The 19782-nt window shown below is 45.8% G+C and carries 17 protein-coding genes; 12 read left to right on the top strand and 5 right to left on the bottom strand.

Going from position 1 to position 19782, the window contains the following annotated elements:
• Positions 1-79 precede the first annotated feature (79 nt).
• The 3 genes from RIG66_RS26640 (at position 80) to surE (ending at position 3118) form a co-directional block, all read left to right on the top strand.
• Positions 80-1723, top strand: a complete 1644-nt coding sequence (locus tag RIG66_RS26640) for a rhomboid family intramembrane serine protease (protein ID WP_446382001.1) — start codon at positions 80-82, stop codon at positions 1721-1723.
• Positions 1724-2079: 356 nt separating this feature from the next.
• Positions 2080-2304: a helix-turn-helix domain-containing protein gene (locus RIG66_RS26635; RefSeq protein WP_446381999.1), complete on the top strand. Its 225-nt coding sequence runs from the start codon at positions 2080-2082 to the stop codon at positions 2302-2304.
• Positions 2305-2329: 25 nt separating this feature from the next.
• On the top strand, positions 2330-3118 hold the full coding sequence (gene surE / locus RIG66_RS26630) for a 5'/3'-nucleotidase SurE (RefSeq protein WP_446381997.1): 789 nt from the start codon (positions 2330-2332) through the stop codon (positions 3116-3118).
• Positions 3119-3391: 273 nt separating this feature from the next.
• On the opposite strand, the gene RIG66_RS26625 is transcribed toward surE, so the two are convergent.
• From RIG66_RS26625 to RIG66_RS26615, 3 genes are all read right to left on the bottom strand, one after another.
• The gene (locus RIG66_RS26625; RefSeq protein WP_446377919.1) at positions 3392-3619 is read right to left on the bottom strand and encodes an indolepyruvate ferredoxin oxidoreductase subunit alpha; all 228 of its coding nucleotides are present in this window, start codon (positions 3617-3619) and stop codon (positions 3392-3394) included.
• A 105-nt stretch (positions 3620-3724) separates the two neighbouring features.
• On the bottom strand, positions 3725-3916 hold the full coding sequence (locus RIG66_RS26620) for a hypothetical protein (protein ID WP_446381995.1): 192 nt from the start codon (positions 3914-3916) through the stop codon (positions 3725-3727).
• 193 nt (positions 3917-4109) lie between these two features.
• Positions 4110-5861: a thiamine pyrophosphate-dependent enzyme gene (locus RIG66_RS26615; protein ID WP_446381993.1), complete on the bottom strand. Its 1752-nt coding sequence runs from the start codon at positions 5859-5861 to the stop codon at positions 4110-4112.
• An 857-nt stretch (positions 5862-6718) separates the two neighbouring features.
• Here RIG66_RS26615 and RIG66_RS26610 point away from each other — a divergent pair.
• Positions 6719-9322 (top strand): GAF domain-containing protein, encoded by a 2604-nt coding sequence (locus RIG66_RS26610; RefSeq protein ID WP_446381991.1) that lies wholly within the window; start codon positions 6719-6721, stop codon positions 9320-9322.
• Positions 9323-9374: 52 nt separating this feature from the next.
• Here the strand turns inward: RIG66_RS26610 and RIG66_RS26605 are convergent, their stop codons facing one another.
• Positions 9375-9902, bottom strand: coding sequence for a DUF3122 domain-containing protein (locus RIG66_RS26605; protein WP_446381989.1), 528 nt, complete (start codon positions 9900-9902; stop codon positions 9375-9377).
• A gap of 229 nt (positions 9903-10131) precedes the next feature.
• Here RIG66_RS26605 and RIG66_RS26600 point away from each other — a divergent pair, with 229 nt between their 5' ends.
• The 4 genes from RIG66_RS26600 to RIG66_RS26585 all read left to right on the top strand — a co-directional run bounded on the left by RIG66_RS26600 (position 10132) and on the right by RIG66_RS26585 (position 15244).
• Entirely contained in the window at positions 10132-10467 is a 336-nt protein-coding gene (locus RIG66_RS26600; protein ID WP_446381987.1) for a cupin domain-containing protein, read from the top strand.
• A 375-nt stretch (positions 10468-10842) separates the two neighbouring features.
• Entirely contained in the window at positions 10843-13236 is a 2394-nt protein-coding gene (locus RIG66_RS26595; RefSeq protein WP_446381985.1) for a PAS domain S-box protein, read from the top strand.
• Between the two features lie 332 nt (positions 13237-13568).
• Positions 13569-14009: a response regulator gene (locus RIG66_RS26590; protein WP_446381983.1), complete on the top strand. Its 441-nt coding sequence runs from the start codon at positions 13569-13571 to the stop codon at positions 14007-14009.
• Positions 14010-14014: 5 nt separating this feature from the next.
• Positions 14015-15244, top strand: coding sequence for an ATP-binding protein (locus RIG66_RS26585; protein ID WP_446381981.1), 1230 nt, complete (start codon positions 14015-14017; stop codon positions 15242-15244).
• Between the two features lie 282 nt (positions 15245-15526).
• Here RIG66_RS26585 and RIG66_RS26580 read toward each other — a convergent pair whose 3' ends face one another.
• Entirely contained in the window at positions 15527-16318 is a 792-nt protein-coding gene (locus RIG66_RS26580) for a YdcF family protein (protein WP_446381979.1), read from the bottom strand.
• A gap of 211 nt (positions 16319-16529) precedes the next feature.
• Between RIG66_RS26580 and RIG66_RS26575 the strand changes: the two genes are divergently transcribed.
• The 4 genes from RIG66_RS26575 to RIG66_RS26560 all read left to right on the top strand — a co-directional run bounded on the left by RIG66_RS26575 (position 16530) and on the right by RIG66_RS26560 (position 19536).
• Complete coding sequence (locus RIG66_RS26575) at positions 16530-17135, top strand: HD-GYP domain-containing protein (RefSeq protein ID WP_446381977.1); 606 nt, start codon at positions 16530-16532, stop codon at positions 17133-17135.
• Positions 17136-17178: 43 nt separating this feature from the next.
• The gene (locus tag RIG66_RS26570; protein WP_446381975.1) at positions 17179-17325 is read left to right on the top strand and encodes a hypothetical protein; all 147 of its coding nucleotides are present in this window, start codon (positions 17179-17181) and stop codon (positions 17323-17325) included.
• 217 nt (positions 17326-17542) lie between these two features.
• Positions 17543-19306, top strand: coding sequence for a S8 family peptidase (locus tag RIG66_RS26565; RefSeq protein ID WP_446381973.1), 1764 nt, complete (start codon positions 17543-17545; stop codon positions 19304-19306).
• On the top strand, positions 19303-19536 hold the full coding sequence (locus RIG66_RS26560; protein ID WP_446381971.1) for a hypothetical protein: 234 nt from the start codon (positions 19303-19305) through the stop codon (positions 19534-19536). Before RIG66_RS26565 ends, RIG66_RS26560 begins: the two co-directional genes overlap by 4 nt.
• The last annotated feature ends 246 nt before the right edge of the window (positions 19537-19782 follow it).

Genomic DNA, 19782 nt, shown 5'->3' with positions numbered 1-19782 from the left:
ATGATCACACCTCAATAGTTGCTCAGCGACTCGCCCCTACAACCCCGAACCCGATAATTCCCACAACCGCGATCGCGTCTTGGATCGGGTTATCGTTGAAAAGGTGGACTTCGCCTACTTCTCCCAACCCGATCGCCAATCACCGTTGATGGATATTAATCAGTTACTCCTATGGATTGTCTGCACCTCCTGCATTCTGAACATTATCGTTGGAATTCGCCGTGCTAGTGTTTCGGATTCAGCCGTGTACATCCGTAGCTGGATGATTGTTTCCGGCTTGGTGTTAGCCACAACAGGTGTCTTGTATGTCCTCACTCCAGAGAATGCAGGCTGGATTGGTGGGGGGTTATGGGGGTTGTTGATTTTAATGCCGATTCTGGGATTTAGACTCATGAATCAACTGGCATATCAGGAACGCTTTGGTGCAGCTAGCCGACTGGGTAAACTCCTCTGTTGGCTACACCCCGCCCAGAATTGGCGTCAATTTGCTGAATTATTGGACACGCTTGAACAATTGAAGCAGGGTTCAACGGTTGAAGCCACGGCGATTATTAACCGCTACAAAACCACCAATCGCCCTCTGGTGCGACATACCATCGCCACTCTCTATAAAATGGAGGCGCGTTGGCAAGAGTTGCGGGAGTGGATTGAAACCAACGTACCACAGACCGCGCTGGAACATGATCCCAGTCTGATCCTGTACTACCTGAGAGCGTTGGCAGAGATGGGGGACTTAAATCGTTTGCTCACCCAAGTTGATCAGTTTGAACGTATCTTAGAACGGAGCGATCGCGGCATCAATCAGAGTCAAGCGTATTTATTTGCCTTTGCCTTTTGCGGTCAAAAAGCCCAAGTCGTCCAATTGCTCACTGGATCTTTAGCATTTTATCCAAAGTACATTCGCCAATTTTGGCTGGCTACAGCAGATTGGGCGGCGGGAGACGTAGAGGAGGCGCGTCAGCAACTATTGGCTATTTCTAACCGCCATACTGGACTCTACCGCCATGCGATTCAAGCTCGTTTATCCCAGTCACCTGTCAACCCTGATGCTGTTTTGACTCAATATTCTCAGCAGATTTTAGCGCGACTTACACTCAATCTCCAACATCAGATGCGATACGGTTCCAGAGAACGGTTTCTAGGTTCTAGAGCCTATACGACTTGGGCAATTATTGGATTAAACCTGATTGTATTTGGATTGGAAATTAACTTTGGCGGAAGTGAAAATCCGCAAGTTTTATACAAACTTGGCGCATTAGTACCAGAGGAAGTTCTCGACGGTGCTTGGTGGCGGTTATTAACCTCAACATTTTTGCACTTTGGATTTCTGCATCTATTAATGAATATGCTGGGTCTGTATATCCTCGGACCCTTTGTCGAATATGCGCTTTCTGGGTGGCGATATTTACTACTTTACCTCAGTAGTGGTGTTGGTTCGATGTTGGTAGTATCTCTAGCCACTCATTTCGGATACTCTGAGGCGCAATTTGTAGTTGGGGCATCCGGTTCCGTGATGGGGATTGTGGGCGCAACGGCGGCTATTTTACTTCAGGGATGGCGGCGCGAAAAATCGCGTTTAGCCTCTCGTCGTTTGCGGTTTATTTTATTTATTATTGCCTTTCAAGTTATCTTTGACCTATCAATTCCTCAAGTAAGTTTCACAGGTCACACGTCAGGCTTAATTATCGGTTTTTTGGTAGGGCTTATGCTGTACCATAAGTAATACTAAATCCGGGTTAACTACCCCCGTTTGGGTTAGGACAAGGCAGAGAGCAGAAAGGGTAGAAGGAAAAGTACCCAAGTTAAGAAGAGAGTGACTTCATCAGATTTGGTGTAATGATCTCCCCCTTCCTTCGTCGGGAAAGGAAGGAGGTTAGGTCTACAGATCTTCCGAGTTCGTAGGTTCTGGCGGCAGATCAAACATGATTTCCAGGGGAACTGTTGGCATCAGTTGCTTTTTTTGTTTGCCAAAGATGATTATATACTATAGCGTCAAAACTTATTCGTCAACGCTTAAGCGTTTAAGCTGTAGCATTTAACCTCTAGTTCTGGTACATAAATGCTCATAAGCTAAAGGATATGTACCGAGTTAGAGTCAGAGTTAAAGAGCTGTGTCAGGAAAAAGACTGGAGCCTCAACGAATTGAGCTTGCGTTCTGGTGTCACCTATAGCACCGTTAGGCGTTACGCCCTGCAATCCTTGGGCAAAGTCAACATGGATACTGTGTGCAGGATAAAGGAAACGTTTGGTTGTTCTTGGGAAGAATTACTGGAAGTACAAGGGGATAGTTCGTTCAATGAGTAAGTAGTCAGGAGTCACACTGAATTTGATGAAATTGCTGATCAGCAACGATGACGGAATTTTTGCCTTGGGGATTCGCACCTTGGCTGATACACTGGCACAAGCGGGTCATGATGTTACCGTCGTTTGTCCAGATCGAGAGCGATCGGCAACAGGTCACGGTTTAACCCTCCATGATCCCATTCGCGCCGAAGCGGTTGATACGATTTTTCACCCGGCGGTTAAAGCTTGGTCTTGTTCTGGAACTCCCTCAGATTGTGTAAAGTTAGCATTGGGAGCCTTAATTGATAGTCCTCCCGATTTAGTTCTATCGGGGATTAACCACGGTTCTAACTTGGGAACCGATATCCTTTACTCTGGCACGGTTTCCGCCGCCATGGAAGGGGTTTTAGAAGGAATTCCCAGTATTGCCTTTAGTCTGACTAGCTACACATCAAAAGAGTTTCATGTTGCCGCCACGTTCGCCAAAAGCCTGATTGAGCGACTCTCTCAGCAACCCCTAGCCAAAGTCATGTTACTCAATGTCAATGTACCGCCCGTGAGTCAGGCGGAAATTGCTGGGGTTAAGGTTACCCGCCAAGGAATTCGTCGCTATTTCGACACCTTTGAGAAACGAGTTGATCCACGGGGTAAAACCTATTATTGGTTAGCCGGTGAAGTGATTGAAGATATAGAACAACCCCCCCATTCCCATCTTCCCCCCGATTTAGCTACCGATGTTCAAGCCGTTAAGGAAAACTATATTGCGATTACGCCCCTGCAATACAATCTGACGGATATTGCTGGCGTCTCTAGTTTGCAAAGCATAGAGTTTTAAGTGGAATGGCACTGACTTTAGAGTTTGTAGTCAGCGATGCGAGCGCTTCTGGCACGCTTCGTGCCTACTACGAAACCAGCTTAAGTCAGCAACATTCGTTTTAAGTGGGTGGACACAATTAATCTGAACGGTGGAGATTGTCATTGGTCATTGGTCATTTAGACAGGGCGGGTTTAGTGACGTTAGGGTGGGCAAAAAACGATAGTAGTGAAACCCGCCCCTACACAATTTCCCCATCTCCCCCATCTCCCCTATCTCCCCCAGCTTCCAGATTTATTGGGGGGTTTTCTGTAACTCCGGTCGCTCTTCCGGAACGATCGCGCCTTCTACAGGACATACCTGTAAACATATACCACAATCGATGCAGGTATCGAAATCAATCCAATACCAGTCTGTCCCCTTGACATTTTTGCCAGGACCAGGGTGAATGCAAGCAACTGGACAAGCATCGACGCAATCTGCAACCCCTTCGCAGGTTTCCGTAACAATAGTGTGAGACACGCTATTCCCTCTCGTAGTTACAGGACATTGAGAGATGATCCCCCATGGGTTTTATGTTACTGCATTATCGGCAAGGAATCCATGTATCTCAACACCAATCAACGATTATAGTGTGCCGTTTATTGCTCCACCTTTTCCCCGACAATTCGCCAAATAGGAATGAATGAGACTCGCCTCTGGTGTATCTTTGACTTCTCGACGAGTTTTGATCAGGAAGCCACCAATGACATAAGCCGCCAATAATAGTGCGATTCCGATGACAACCTGAAGCACGATATTACTAGGGCGTTTTTTCATAGCTGATTAAGTTTGAACATCTTTTGCAGGGGTTCCTGTTGATCAGAAGTCAGTAGAGACGTTCTGCCGGAACGTCTGTATCAAGCATGTCCTCTTGCCGCTTTAGAGTTTGTAGTAAGCGCTAAAGCGCTTCTGGCACTAAAGTGCCTACTACGAACCTAGCTTAAGTCAGTGACATTTGACATAAGACAAATTAAAGGAGTTCTCTTACCTTATCCGACAACACCGTCAGCGCAATCTTCTCGCGATTGGGTTCACCTCGGGCGAGAGATTCAGCCAACTTACTTGCCTGATCCAGACTAATTTTGCCCGGAAACGGCGGTTCATAGGGATCAACGATCGCGTCCACAATCACCGGACCCGGTGTATTTAATGCTTCCTCTAAAATATCGCCACATTGGGCGGGATCATCAATGGTGAAGCCAACTCCGCCACATGCCCGGGCAAAGGCAGCATAATCAATGGGTTGCAATTCACAGCCATATTCGGGATTCCCCAGGAAAACCATTTGCTCCCATTTAATCTGACCCAATGTATTATTCTTGATGATAATAATTTTGATCGGGAGTTGATACTTGACACAGGTGGCAAACTCTGGCATCAACATCGAAAAGCCACCATCGCCCACAAACGCCACACATTGACGGTCAGGATAGGCAATTTGGGCGGCGATCGCGTAGGTCAACCCACAAGCCATAGACGCCATGGTTCCGGATACGGAGTACATTTGCCCCTGCTTGACGGGAATATAACGGGCTGACCAAGTGGTAATCGTACCGGAATCAGCGGAAATAATCGCCGTATCCGATAACTGTTTCCCCAACTCCCAGGCGACGACTTGGGGTTTCATCGGCTGATCCTGGCGAGTCCCCCGTTGTTCCATTAACTCCCACCATTTTTGGGTTTTCTCCTGCGCCTTCTCCAGGAAACTTCGGTCTTCCTTGCGGTTTAACATCGGTAGCAGGGCGCTAATCGTGGAACGTGAGTCACTCACCAAACCCACTTCCACCGGATAGCGCAAGCTAATATGCATGGGTTCGAGATCGATCTGAATTGCCCGCGCTTGACCGGGTTTAGGCAGAAACTCCATATAGGGAAACGTTGTTCCCACCATCAGCAGGGTATCGCACTCTTCCATCACTTCCTGGGAGGGTAGAGTGCCAATCAAACCTAATCCACCTGTAGTATAAGGATTGCGATCGGGAACCACGGTTTTCCCTAATAAGGCTTTCACAATCGGTGCGCCCAACGTCTCAGCCAATTGTTCCAGTTCATCCTTTGCCCCTAACGCACCACGACCAACTAAAATCGCCACCTTCTTACCCGTGTTGAGAATATCGGCAGCCCGTTGTAAATCCTCTTGTGCCGGGAGTCCCGCACTGCGGGCGTAGACTTCAGAGGAGTGATGCAGAACATTACGGCGTGAACTTTTTTCTGGTGCACTTTGGGATTGAAAGTCAATGGGAAATGTGATGTGCGCCACACCATGATGCTGGAGAGCCGCACGGCAAGCGAGATTGGTGATACCTTCAACATGGGCAGAACCCATCACCCGCGTATTGTAAATCGCCACATCCATGAACACCTTGTCCAGGTCTACATCTTGCTGGGAATGGGTGTTAATCAAATCGTGGTAGTGGTGACCCGTAATCGCTAGCACAGGTTGACCATCCATCTTGGCGTCATAAAGACCATTAAGCAGATGCAGACCCCCAGGACCTGATGTGGCAAGGCAAACGCCTAACTTGCCTGTATATTTCGCATAGGCACAAGCCATAAACGCGGCACTTTCTTCATGGCGTACCTGGATAAAGCGGATTTGGTCTTGGCGTTGGCGTAGGGCTTCCATGATGCCATTAATGCCATCACCTGGCATGCCAAAAATGACTTCAACCCCCCAACTTTGCAGGGTTTCAAGCAGTATATCCGATGCAGTAGTTGTCATAATTACTCGGTTTTTCTTATAGTCCTTTTTCCATACCCATGTCTTCTGGGCATCGATGTTTTTGGCTAGGGTAAAATCGGTGTCCCATACAGCCAGGTTGGATATCTGACGTTTCCCACTCGATTATCCGTTTGAGGACAAAATCAATTCTTCTCACAATATTCGATTTAAATTTAAAACTTGATCTATCTAAAGGAAGTTTTTAGCTAAATGATATTAATTTCGCCAAAGTCTCTGTCTTTAGGCAGATAAGTAGGTTGGTGGAAATAAACTTAACTCTATTAAGTTATGTAAATAGACTTCAAACCCTTACATAAACATAAGACGAATGACGTAGCTTGCTTCTCAAGGGAGCGAGTATGACGAATGACGAATGAGGATCTGAGCCATTAACGTTTATTGTCCCTACCGACTTATCTCAACGAAACTGAATCCGGACATCCACAGAAGCTTATCGGTAAAACCCAGCCCTGTTTCCAGACGTGTCATGGCACGCCTACCCCCACCCTATCGCTCGATCTATTGGCGTCTGGCTGTAACTAGGTGCAGAATGATTTAAGGGCAATCCTCAACTCAGCCAGCAGAAGTCCCTCTGGTCATGGAGTTAGGGCAGAAGGATGAGACAATAGAGGTAATAGTGAATGACAAAGGATATAAAACAAATAACAACTCAGACAGATAAATGTATCTAACATTGAGATTGGTCTAAACTAACTGAAAACGGAAGCGTTTTTCAACGTTCACCGATATCGCTGCGCTTATTTGTTTTAAATCTCCCGACTGAAACAGTCAACCAGACGTGCATGAGCGTGCGTCTGACAGCCAGAGCAAAAAGTAGCTGTTCAACAGCGAATACTATGACACTGTCTAATGCCGGTAGCGTTCTTGCTACATTGACCCAGTTAACCCAACTCAATCGCACTAGCGTTTTAACTCATCGAGTTAAAGACTTATCCCTTCCCGAATTTATCTGCTTACTGGACTTCATCACCGCCGAATTTCAGCAATTTCTGCGGGCGCTGGAAATGATTAATCATGAAGCGCTGGAAACCATGCTGGAGCAGGTGATGGAGGCGTTTACCCTAAAAATCGGTCAACTCCTACAAGCTGAGCGTACTACTATCTTCCTCGTTGATGGTGACAAAGATCAGCTTTGGGCAAAAATTCCCTCAGGTGAGGACAACGCCGCCAAGGAGGTTCGCATTCCCCTAAATGTGGGTTTAGCAGGTCATGTGGCGACGACGGGCGAATCACTCAATATCACCGAAGCCTATAACCATCCCCTGTTTAATCCTGAAGTTGACGAATCTCCGGGCTATCATACCAATTCACTCTTGTGTATGCCCATTGTCAGTAGCAATAAAAAGATTGTCGCTGTCGTGCAGTTATTGAATAAAGCTGGGGGTGTACCCTTTGACGAAGAAGATGAACAGCGCTTCCGTGACTTTGCCGCCTCGATTGGCATTATCCTGGAAACTTGCCAATCATTCTACATGGCAGCCCGTAACCAACGCGGTGCAGCCGCCCTCCTGAAGGCAACTCAGTACCTGGGTCAAAGTTTAGACCTAGAAGCCACACTGCGTCTAGTCATGGATCAAGCGCGGGAGTTAATGCAAGCAGACCGCTCCACGTTATTTATGCTAAGTAAAGATGATGGGGAACTGTGGAGTAAGGTCGCGACGGCTGATGGCAAAGAGATTGTAGAAATCCGGATCTCAGCCAATCGGGGAATTGCAGGTTATGTGGCGTCTACGGGTCAACCGTTGAATATTGCCGATGCCTATAAAGATCCTCGCTTTGATCCAACGACGGACAAAAAAACAGGCTATGTCACCCGTAATATTCTCTGTATGCCTGTCTTTAACTCGGGTGGCGAATTAATTGGTGTGACTCAATTGATTAATAAGAATCAAGGCAGCTTCACCACCTCCGATGAAGAGTTTATGCGGGCATTTAATATTCAAGCTGGAATTGCCCTAGAAAATGCAAAACTTTTTGAAAATGTCCTGATCGAAAAGCAATATCAAAAAGATATCCTGCAAAGCCTTTCTGATGCGGTTATTTCTACCGATATGCAGGGACGGATTGTGACAATTAATGATGCGGCGCTAGGATTACTGGGATGTCCCTTACAACAACTCGACAATCGCAACCGTCAGTTGTGGGAGGAAAAACTCACCAATCGCTACGTCTGGGAGGTTGTACCCATTGAACATCTCCAATTCCGCTTACAAGACAGCCTAACTACGGGGGCGAAGCATTACCTTCCTGAGCAAAATTTAATGGTCGGTCTGTTTCAATGTCCCCTGGAAGAGATAGAAATACCGAATACTCCCCCCTATTGCCAATCCCATGATGATACTCATCTTTATCTCCTAGCTATTCCCAAAAGCGATGACCCAAAAACCTATAGTTTGTGGAATGAAGATCCTGATCATTCTGGATCTTTAGGTTACCTGTCTAAACAGCAAGTCCAACCTATTGAACGGAGTATTAATTTAACAGTTAATCCGCTAACTAATCCCCAAGGAATGGTGCGAGGGGGTCTGGTTGTATTAGAAGATATTAGTCGAGAAAAGCGGCTGAAAACAACCATGTATCGCTACATGACTCCAGAGGTTGCGGATGAAGTCTTAGCCTTAGGTGAAGATGCGCTGATGCAGGGGAGTAAAAAGGATGTCACTATTTTATTTTCAGATATTCGGGGGTATACGACTTTAACCGAAAATTTGGGAGCGTCGGAAGTTGTATCGCTATTGAATAAATACTTTGAAACAATGGTCGAATCAGTATTTGAGCATAAAGGAACCTTAGATAAATTTATTGGTGATGCACTGATGGCAGTTTTTGGCGCTCCCTTGGCGTTAAAAGAAAATCATGGCTGGATGGCGGTTCAATCCGCCTTAGATATGCGTTGGCGTTTAGCCAAATTTAATGAACCTCGGATGCGAAATCGCCAACCTTTAATTCATATTGGGATTGGAATTAGTTCGGGAGAAGTGGTGTCGGGTAATATTGGTTCCCACAAACGCATGGACTACACGGTTATCGGAGATGGCGTGAACCTCAGCGCCCGCCTGGAAAGTATTACGAAAGAGTACGGTTGTGATATTATCATTAGTGAATATACCTATAACCTCTGTCGCCATAATGTTTGGGTGCGGGAACTCGATAAAATCCGCGTGAAGGGGAAAAACCAAGCGGTCAGTATTTATCATTTGATTCAAGATATCGATACCCCTCTTAATGATAAAACCCACAAATTTTTAGATCTGTATGCTAAAGGGCGTCAGGCATACATAAGTCGCGACTTCTCGAAAGCAATTGTTTATTTTGAACAAGCCTATCAACTTGAACCTAATGATAAGCCAGTTTTGATTCATATTGAACGGGCTAAACATTATCAGAATAATCCTCCTCCCGATTATTGGGATGGCGTTCATACGATGACTAGAAAATAGGGGATAGGCACAAGTTGGGATTTCCTGATGTTAATCTACTACAGAACATTGTTCAAGTCTCGATTTCTGTGATCAATAATTGCCACTCGCTAACTAAAGATTTGGGAATAGTTAAGGAGAGGGGTTGTCCATGATTGAGGGATATGGAAAGGATCAGAGATTCATCCGCTTGTAATTTGGCAAAGACATCGGTGACATCATACTGACCCACATTAGGCGCTGGCGCTTCTTGGGCAAAGACATCAGGGGCGGTGAGCAGTTTACCACCTGCTGTGGCAATTTCCAGGAATTGGGGATGGGTAAAGTCCGCCATACCCGGAAAGCCGACTAACCGCAGATTCAGGCGCGTTGACTGACCTGGTATTATTTTTTTGAACAGAACTACCTGCCAAGTTCTTCCTGATTCATCTTTCAACGACTCCTGGGAGTGATAGCGCATGATTCCCGGCGCGTCTTGGTGTTGTCGCAGTACAGCAACGGCTGGCGGAGTCAGGAAGGTGGCTTGAAATAGGAGTAATACCAGGAGGAATCTACCAAGCGTTAGAAGCAAAGAAAAGTATCGCTGAATAGGATGAACCATAAGTATTCGATATCAAGTTAACTCAAAGATGTTTGCATATTTCCCCAGAAGGCTTCGCCCATTCCTTACCCCCGCCAGAAACAACTATTAATAATACCAGCGATAGATGTGTCGGGGCGACCTGCCCACCTAAATTAACAACTCAACTTCATTAAATTTTATCGGGTCGCCCTTTATTCTCGTTAACATGGGATATCTTATTTAAATTGTGCCATAGGAGAAATTCATCATGACCAGTCAAATTCCCAGCCAATCATCGTTTTCATTGCAATTGCGCGATCGCATCGAGTATCCTGAAGGGGGTGTGGTGAGTAAAGTTATTCATAAAGATGACAAGTGTGACCACACGTTGTTCTGTCTGGCGGCGGACACGAGCATTTCTGAACATACGTCACCTCGTAACGCTACGATTAATGTGATTGAAGGAAAGGGTGTCTTTACTTTGGAGGGGAAGGATATTCAATTGGAACCGGGCGTTTTTATTTCAATGGAGGCGAATGCGCCCCACGCTTTAAAGGCTGAACAAAATTTGGCGTTTCTGTTAACGCTATGGAAAAATGACTGAGGTTGAAAATCCGAGGAGAAGTCAAGAGCCAGAATCAGCCTTGAACAAAGCTGCGTTACGCTTCACACAGCTAAAATTGTGGAATAGATTTTACCATTGAATCGGGCGCAAAGCTTTGCGCCCCTACAGTTTCTGGACGTAAGGTTAATTAAATTGTTCATTGGGTTTAAACCCAAGGCGGGAAGACAGCGATAGGTGCAAGATGTGAGGGGCGGGTTTAGTTGCATCTGGGTGAGGGAAGAAACAATAATAGTCAAACCCGCTCTCTACATGTTCCCAATCCCCAATTCACCCAGATATGATACATCCCCTCGGCGAAACGGGAATACTTTAGTATAGCCGTCAAGCTAGTCCCGCTTTTGCCAAAGGATATTCATGAGTCAACCATTACCTATCCCTGAATCCCTTCCGCTTAACGCCCTGAAGGAACAACGCGAGTTAACCGCAGCGCTGTTGGATTTAATCGGCGCGTTGGTTGTTGTTCTGGATGCTCAAGGACGAATTGTTTATTTCAATCACGCTTGTGAACAGTTAACGGGTTATTTGCGCCAGGAAGTCCAAGGTAAATATGCTTGGGATTTATTAATCTTGCCGGAAGATGTCGCCTCAATTCAAGCCATTTTTGATAACTTAATCCCCGATGATTTCCCCAAACCCTGTGAAAACTGCTGGGTGACACGGGAGGGAGACTGGCGCTGGATTGCGTGGAGGGATACGGTTTGTTTGAATGAACAGGGGACTGTTGAGTATGTAATGGCTACAGGGCGAGATATCACAGAACGTAAACAGACTGAAAAGACGCTGCGAAACTTGGCGATGTTGAATCAAGCGATTTTAGATAGTGCCAATTATACGATTATCTCTACTACTGTTGATGGTACGATTTCTACCTTTAATCGAGCCGCTGAGAAATGTCTCGGTTATTCGGCGTCAGACGTTGTGGGTAAAACCACACCTGCTCTATTTCATGACCCTGACGAAATTGTAGAGCGATCGCGCGAACTTTGCCAAGAACTTAATACTCCGATTCAACCTGGATTTGAGACATTTATCACCAAAGCTCGTCGGGGAGAAATTGATGAACGAGAATGGACTTATATTCGCCACGATGGGAGTCGCTTTCCGGTTTTACTTTCGATTACCGCTTTATATAACTCCGATAACCAAATTGTCGGATTTTTGGGGATTGGTAGTGATATTAGTATCCGGAAACAAGTCGAACAATCCTTGCGCGACAGTCAGCACTTTAGACAACGCATTGCGGATACAGTACCCGGTATCTTGTACCTCTATGATGTGATAGAACAACGCAATGTTTATGCCAATCGTTCTACGGTTGAACGGTTAGGGTATACACCCCAAGATATTCAAGATATCGGTACAGATTTTATGTCTCATCTGGTAAATCCAGAGGATATTCCTCACATTCTAGACCATCAAAAGCACTTGACGACGCTTACCGAGGATGATCATCTCACGCTTGAGTATCGGATGAAACATGCCAATGGAGAATGGCGCTGGCTGCGGAGTCGAGAGACGGTTTTTTCTCGAACCCTTGAAGAATTACCAAAACTGGTTCTCGGTATCGCTGAAGATATTACTGACTATAAACGGGTTGAGGATGTCCTGCGTCAAACCAATGAAGACTTAGAACATCGGGTCAAACAGCGAACGGCTGAGTTAGAAAATGCCCATAAACAATTACGATTTCATGTCGAAAATTCCCCCTTGGGAGTGATAGAGTGGGATAGTCAGTTTCGGGTTCAGGGTTGGTCAAAACAAGCCGAGCGTATTTTTGGCTGGAAGGCGGAGGAGGTTCTGGGCAAACAGTTGAATGATTGGCAATTTGTTTATCCGGATGATCTCGAATTTGTCCATCAGAAAGCCTTAAACCTGTTGAATCCAGAATCGCTACCTGAGATTATTGAGAACCGGAATCTAACTAAAGATGGCAATGTATTATATTGCCAGTGGTATAACTCTGTGTTGTTTGATGAATCAAACAAGGTTATTTCTATTCTGTCTCTGGTGCAGGATCAGACAGAACGTAAGCAGGCTGAGGAACAACTCCAGCAACTGAATCAACAGCTTCAACGTTCTAACCAAGAATTAGAACAATTTGCCTATGTCGCCTCCCACGATTTGCGAGAACCCCTGCGGAAAATTAGGAGTTATAGTGATTTATTGGTGAAACGCTATCAGGGTCAGTTAGATGAACGGGCGGATAAATATATCAGCTATATTACCGATAGTGTCATCCGGATGCAGGCGTTAATTACGGATTTATTAACCTATTCACGAGTCAGCCGCAATGAACTGGTTTTAGAACCTACTGATTTAGGTCAAATTCTTCAGCAGACGTTAACGGATTTAAGTCCAGCGATTGAAGAAAATCAGGCAATTATTAATACTAAAACTTTGCCTATTGTGCAAGCTCATCCCTTACAAATTAGGCAAATTTTACAGAATTTAATTGCCAATGCGATTAAATTTCGCCGCGAACAGCCGCCACAAATTAATATTAAGGCTGACTGTCAGGATGATTTTTGGCAGATTTCCATTCAAGATAATGGGATTGGCATTGATCCTAACTATAGCGATCGCATTTTTGCCATTTTTCAACGCCTACATTACCGCGAAGAGTATTCAGGGACAGGAATTGGGTTAGCTATTTGTCAAAAGATAGTGGAACGTCACGGCGGAAAAATTTGGGTCGAGTCAGAATTAGGTCAGGGAAGTACATTTTACTTTACTCTACCTGTTGTGTAGAGGAGATGGGGAAGATGGGGAAGATGGGGAAGATGGGGAAGATGGGGAAGATGGGGAAGATGGGGAAGATGGGGAACACCTCGACTTCGCTCGGTGTGTCAGATAGGGAAGATTGTGTAGGGGCGGGTTTCACTACTATCTTTTTGGTCACACCGAGATGTAACTAAACCCGCCCCGACTTGACGAATGACGTAGCTTGCTTCTCGCGATAGCGAGTATGACAAATGACAAATGACAAACAACGTTAGTTTTGCCAAGATTTGGGGAACTCTGTCATAAATTGGGAATAGTGCGAGAATTATCCACAAACACTTTATGTTATGACCTGCTTGATGAACCCAGTAACTAAAGCGATTGAAATTCTCCTAGTCGAAGATGATCCGGGGGATATTGACTTAATTGAAGAAGCCCTAGAAGATGCCAAGTTACAGATTAATCTCAATAGTGTCAGGGATGGGGTTGAGGCGCTGGCTTACTTACGACAAGAAGGTAAATATACTCAGACTATCTCGCCCGACTTAATTCTTCTGGATCTCAATCTACCCCGTCGAGATGGGCGTGAGGTACTCCAAGATATTAAAGGTGACAACTACTTTAAACGCATCCCTGTGGTGGTTTTAACCACGTCTGATGCTGAGGACGATATTCTTAAGTCCTATAACTTGGGTGCAAACTGCTATGTATCCAAACCTCTGGGTATGCAAGACTTTATCAAAATTGTCGAATCCATCGAAAACTTCTGGTTTACCGTTGTCAAACTTCCACCCAAATAATCACCATGTACACCGATCCTATCCGAGTTTTACTCATTGAAGATGACCTCGGTGATGCTGATTTAATCACAGAATTCCTCGATTTTGTCAAGCCAACTCCGTTCCAGATTACTCACCATCGCTGTTTGCAAGAGGTACTACAGCCGAGGAATCAAGATGCTTATGATGTCATCTTATTGGATTTGTCATTACCCGACAGTTTCGGCTTAGAAACCGTTGAGCAGGTGTACAAACAGTTTGCCACGATCCCCATTGTCATTCTCAGTGGCTTAGAGGATGAATCACTCGCCACAATTGCGGTTCAGAAAGGAGCGCAAGATTATTTAGTCAAGGGTGATTTTGACAGTAACTTATTAGTGCGTTCTATCCGCTATGCCATTGAACGGTCTAAAATTATTCAATTACTCAATCAAAAAGAGCAACAATTACAACAGGCAAATGAACACCTCGAACATCGCGTCGCTGAACGGACAAGCGAATTTCAACAAGCCAATGATCAATTACGAACCTTAGAATCTCAATTGCGTCTAGCGCTGGCTCAAGAACAAGAACTCAGCCATTTCAAATCCCGGATTATTTCCACCGTTTCCCATGAATACCGCACACCTTTGACAACAATTAACTCATCTGCCGAAATTCTGGAACGGTATCTCCACAAATTGGATGAAGCAAAGCAGCGCAAACATTTCCAGCGGATTCAGGCATCGGTTAAACATCTAACCGCTTTAGTAGAAGATGTTCTATTTATTAACAAGGCAGAACTAGAGAAGGTTGAGTTTAAGCCAGAACCGATCTACTTAGTTAGCTTTTTCGAGGAAATCGTTGAAGGATTACAAATTACCGTCGATGAGAAACATCAGTTATTTTTTACGCATCACGGAAGTTGTGAATGCGCTAATTTCGACCCTAAATTACTGCGACAAATGATTACTAATTTGCTCTCCAATGCGATTAAATATTCGCCGCAGGGGGGTAAAATTACGCTGACTTTGAGCTGTGAAGAAAAGCAGGTTGTGTTTCAGGTGCAGGATCAGGGAATTGGCATTCCCCAAGCCGATCAAGCGAAATTATTTGAATCCTTTAGTCGTGCCGGAAATGTGGGAACGATTGCCGGAACAGGTTTAGGATTATCAATTGTTAAAAAATGTGTTGATTTACACGGGGGTGAGATTACAGTCAAAAGTGAGGTTGGTTTTGGTACAACATTTATAGTGACATTACCTTTAATTAAGTAATAAATAATAAGTCATATTGTCGGGGCGGGTTTAGGCACTCAGGTAAGCTTATCATCGATAAGTGAAGAGCAAAACTCGCCCTTCACTTATTGGGGCTTTTGAATTTCTGCATTCTTAAGCTGTCATTCGTTTAAATTAGGTATTAGTAGCGAGCAAGATGCAAAGCCTGCGGCATGGCTTCGCTTAACGCACTACAAAGATTGCGCTATTATAATCTTCCTCCTTCTCTTCTGCCTTCTGCCCTCCGCCCCTCTACTCTCTGCCTTCTTGAATTCTTTGATACTATAACCATCCTCGTAGCCAATAAACGGCTGTCCCAATATATTCCTTAATCGCCCGGGTCGTCATATCTAAATTTTGAGTATCTGGCAAACCATTCAATAAAATAGCCGCTAGACTACTATTCGGTTCATTCAGTTCTTGTTGAGTGACCAAAAAATCAGTCGGTGCTGGAATCGCTTCAATCCCCTGACGTATAAAAATCCGTAGGGCGCGAGGCATATGCATGGCAGAGGTAACTAATAATACCTTTTTTATCCCTTCCTGCTGTAATATTTTTCGCACATTGACGGCATTTTGGTGGGTGTTCAGAGACGCCGGATCTTGCAAAATTGCTGAGGGAGGAACGCCAATCATTTCCAAGATTTGAGCCATATCCGCTGATTCTGGAGAACCCCCACCCCGCCACTCAATCCGCCCCCCAGAGGCAATAATCACAGGGGCTTTCCCTTGCTGATAAAGCTGCGCCCCATAGAAAACGCGATCGCCTGCTTCATTTAAATCCGGTGCAGGGCGCGGCGGAATGGCGGATCGAGTCGCCCCACCCAAAATCACGATCGCCTCCGCCTGGGGTAACTCGGTTGGCGGAATATGCTGCCACTCTAGGGATTGAACCATGCTATTGGCAACCCAACCGTTACTGGCAACTAATAAGATGATTAATCCTAAGGCGATAGGGATAGGAACCAAGCGGGGGCGTTTCCAGGACAAGACTAACGCCACAACCATGAGTACGCAAGCAAGTCCTAATGGATACACAAATAAGGGGAGTAACTTGGAGAGAAATAAAAACATACGAAAATTAAATACAGAATTCTGATTGTATCCAGCCTTATGGTAAGGTTAAAGATGCACTAATAGATCCCTCTACTGTATAAAGCGCTATACAGTCCTCCTCCTAACCCAACTGACTGGTTTCTATCCAAAAGCGTTAACATAACCTGAGTTGAGGATCACTAACCTCAATAACAATGCAACAGTAAAAGTCACCTAATTCTGAAGTGGAATGCTTCGCCCCGGCGACGCCGATATCTTAAATTTTCTTGAACAAATCCAGCTGGCTCGAAACGTCACGGCTGGTTTGCGCTGCTATCGTCTGCGAACAATGTGCTTACATTTTGGACGGTGGCTGAAACTAGACAAAACCCAATTGCGCCAGCTTGTTTTCCTGAGTTACTGTCATGGCTTAGGCAAACTTAGCATTCCCGACTCGATTTTACTCAATCCCGGTTCCTTAAGTGAACAGGATTGGGTAAAAATTCGCGAGTATCCGGAAGTGTCGGCTTTGATCTGTAAGCAGCTTCCGGGGTTGAGAGAATTTGTCCCCCTAGTCTTGTCTCATCAAGAACGACTCAATGGCACCGGCTATCCTAAAGGACTCAAGGGTGATGAAATTCCATTCATTGTCCAAGTTTTCCAGCTTGTCAACATCGCCGATGCGATTATCAGTAAGCGACTCCATCGCACCCGGAACGAACCCTCAAGCGATCGCCCCTACTGGATGCAAGCCATAGAGGAGATTACCAAGGAGATGGAAGCAGGCGCACGCGATCGCATTTTATGTGAGAAGTTTTTCCGATTTCTTGAGCTGTTCTACCAAGGCGGCGGGTGACGGGGAGCAGGGGAAGCGGGGGAAGCTGGGGGAGCTGGGGAAGATGGGGAAGATGGGGGAGATGGGGGAGATGGGGAAGATGGGGAAGATGGGGGAGATGGGGAAGATGGGGAAGATGAGGGAGATGGGGGAGATGGGGAAGATGGGGGAGATGAGGGAGATGGGGAAGATGGGGGAACGTCTATTGTAGGGGCGGGTTTTACCTCTAACGTTTGAAATGGTGCGTTACGCTACCCTACCCTTCGGGAACGCTGCGCGAACGGGAACGCTTCGCGAACGCTAACGCACCCTACACCCTATTTCCTGACGAATGACGAATGACCAATGACCAATGACCAATGACCAATGACAAATAACAAATAAGCTATCGTAGAGGTTAAACTGGCACGATAGACGGATGGTTGCCAATGAAAAAGTTTTTGTTACTGTGTTTGTTTGTGATTGGGCTAGGTTTTGCCCTGTTCAACTTTAAAGGGTTGGCAAATCAGGGGGAATTTGGCTCAATTGTACTGGATTTCCGGGAAGATATTCCCGCTACAGAGATTAGTGCTGAGGTGGACGCGATCGCGCAAAAATACGGCGTGACCCCGCGACTCAATAGCGAATTCTCTGACGTTGACAATATTTACATTTTGGAGGGAGATAAACAAGTCCTGCGTCAGCTCAAACGATCAGAACTGGCTAAGGACACGGAATATATTGAACCCAACTACATCTACAGCACATTTTTTGTTCCCAACGACCCCAGCTATAGCCAGCAATGGAATCTCCGCAGCATTAATGTGGAAGCCGCATGGGATGAGACGCGGGGAAGTGGGATTACGGTAGCGGTGATTGACACTGGGGTTAGTCCGGTTCCTGATCTCAAAGATACCAAACTCGTCGAAGGGTACGACTTCGTAAACGATAGAGTTGACGCCTTTGATGATAATGGTCACGGAACTCACGTTGCTGGAACCATTGCCCAATCCACCAATAATAGTTACGGGGTTGCTGGCGTCGCGTATGAAGCCAGTCTCATGCCCTTAAAAGTCTTGAGTGCGGGTGGCGGTGGTACGATTTCCGATATCGCCGAAGCGATTAAATTTGCTGCCGATAATGGCGCAGATGTGATCAATATGAGCTTGGGCGGTGGCGGTGAAAGTAAACTGATGCAAGAAGCGATCGACTATGCCTATAACAAAGGTGTGGCGATTATTGCAGCAGCAGGGAATGCTAACCAAAATTCCGCCTCCTATCCCGCCCGTTATCCCCATGTTTTGGGTGTTTCCGCTGTGGATTCCGCTGGCGTAAAAGCCCCCTATTCTAACTACGGTGCAGGGGTTGACATTTCTGCCCCTGGTGGTAGTGAAGCGGGTAAGATTGTCCAAGAAACCATTAATCCCAAAACCAAAACTGCCATGTTTTCTGGCTTTCAGGGAACCAGTATGGCAGCCCCCCACGTTGCTGGGGTTGCGGCTTTGGTGAAAGCGAGTGGGATTAATGATCCCGATGAAATTTTCACCGTTCTCCAACAATCCAGTCGTCAGGTTGAAGATGATCCCCTCAACCACTTTGGCGCGGGACAACTAGATGCTGGGGGTGCAGTGCAATTGGCGGCGAAGGGACAAATTACCTTCCGCGATTTCTTCCGTTGGTTGCGCGATAGTGGCTATCTCAATCTCCGGTTCTGGATTGATGGTGGTGCAGTTGCACTGCTGCCGAAAGTTCTCATGGTTCTGGGTTCCTACCTCTTGGCGTGGTTCTTACGGAACTATTTGTCCTTTGGCTGGAGTTTGACCACAGGATTAGTGGCTGGAAGTTCGGGATTATTTTTCCTGCGCGGCTTCTATATCTTTGACTTACCCCAGTGGCCCCTACGAGTCATGGGCAGTTCGATTCCGGAACTGGGTACTGCGGTTCAAGGTAGTGGGGTATTAAATCCCATTTTTGCCAGTGTGCTGATTCCCTTTATCTTAGTGGCATTGTTCCTGGGACACCCCCAATGGAAATGGGTGGCGATTGGTTCAGCCTTGGGTGTTGCCAGTTGTTTGGCTGTAAGTGCGGTAATGTCTCCCAGTGTTCTGTGGTTAGGTAGTGGCATTGGGGCGCGTCTATTCTTAATGGCGAATGCTCTCCTCTGCTTTGGACTTGCCTATTTTGCCTCTAAAGAAGAGGGAAGATTTGCATGAGCATTAATGTCACGGGCAAAATCGAACACAAGGATATTGGCATGGGGGCTTGGGCTTTAGTTGCCGATTCTGGAGAAACCTATGAACTTCAGGATGCCCCCGATGAGTTACAGCAACCTAACTTGAACGTGAAGGTGCAAGGAGAGGTGCGAGAGGATGTGATGACCACAGCAATGATTGGTCCAGTTCTCGAAGTGCAATCCTTTGAGGTGATATCGCAATCGCCATAGCAGTTAGGACGAATCTTATGGTAGAGACGTTCCGGCGGAACGTCTCTACAAAACGCTGTAACAAATTGATGGGCTTGTATATCAACCTTTACGTGGAGCTAAAAACTGAGTTTCTTAATATAGCAATCCTAAATAGGATGCAACAAGCGAAAAGGTCGAAAGCCAGGTATAGCAAGGGTTTAATTTTTTAAAATTGCCACAACCTAAATAGGATTGCTATATTTTTTGTAAAAAAATATTAATATT

Origin of the sequence: Coleofasciculus sp. E2-BRE-01, assembly GCF_040221695.1 — a bacterium.
Lineage (GTDB): Bacteria > Cyanobacteriota > Cyanobacteriia > Cyanobacteriales > Coleofasciculaceae > Coleofasciculus.
This window is presented reverse-complemented; position numbering and strand designations above follow the sequence as displayed.

What these genes read in the sequence shown, in the direction of transcription:
- RIG66_RS26635 (WP_446381999.1), top strand. Translation starts at nt 2,080, where the DNA reads ATGTACCGAGTTAGAGTCAGAGTTAAAGAGCTGTGTCAGGAAAAAGAC.
- surE (WP_446381997.1), top strand. Translation starts at nt 2,330, where the DNA reads ATGAAATTGCTGATCAGCAACGATGACGGAATTTTTGCCTTGGGGATT.
- RIG66_RS26620 (WP_446381995.1), bottom strand. Translation starts at nt 3,916, where the DNA reads ATGAAAAAACGCCCTAGTAATATCGTGCTTCAGGTTGTCATCGGAATC.
- RIG66_RS26615 (WP_446381993.1), bottom strand. Translation starts at nt 5,861, where the DNA reads ATGACAACTACTGCATCGGATATACTGCTTGAAACCCTGCAAAGTTGG.
- RIG66_RS26610 (WP_446381991.1), top strand. Translation starts at nt 6,719, where the DNA reads ATGACACTGTCTAATGCCGGTAGCGTTCTTGCTACATTGACCCAGTTA.
- RIG66_RS26605 (WP_446381989.1), bottom strand. Translation starts at nt 9,902, where the DNA reads ATGGTTCATCCTATTCAGCGATACTTTTCTTTGCTTCTAACGCTTGGT.
- RIG66_RS26600 (WP_446381987.1), top strand. Translation starts at nt 10,132, where the DNA reads ATGACCAGTCAAATTCCCAGCCAATCATCGTTTTCATTGCAATTGCGC.
- RIG66_RS26595 (WP_446381985.1), top strand. Translation starts at nt 10,843, where the DNA reads ATGAGTCAACCATTACCTATCCCTGAATCCCTTCCGCTTAACGCCCTG.
- RIG66_RS26590 (WP_446381983.1), top strand. Translation starts at nt 13,569, where the DNA reads ATGAACCCAGTAACTAAAGCGATTGAAATTCTCCTAGTCGAAGATGAT.
- RIG66_RS26585 (WP_446381981.1), top strand. Translation starts at nt 14,015, where the DNA reads ATGTACACCGATCCTATCCGAGTTTTACTCATTGAAGATGACCTCGGT.
- RIG66_RS26580 (WP_446381979.1), bottom strand. Translation starts at nt 16,318, where the DNA reads ATGTTTTTATTTCTCTCCAAGTTACTCCCCTTATTTGTGTATCCATTA.
- RIG66_RS26575 (WP_446381977.1), top strand. Translation starts at nt 16,530, where the DNA reads ATGCTTCGCCCCGGCGACGCCGATATCTTAAATTTTCTTGAACAAATC.
- RIG66_RS26570 (WP_446381975.1), top strand. Translation starts at nt 17,179, where the DNA reads ATGGGGAAGATGGGGGAGATGGGGGAGATGGGGAAGATGGGGAAGATG.
- RIG66_RS26565 (WP_446381973.1), top strand. Translation starts at nt 17,543, where the DNA reads ATGAAAAAGTTTTTGTTACTGTGTTTGTTTGTGATTGGGCTAGGTTTT.
- RIG66_RS26560 (WP_446381971.1), top strand. Translation starts at nt 19,303, where the DNA reads ATGAGCATTAATGTCACGGGCAAAATCGAACACAAGGATATTGGCATG.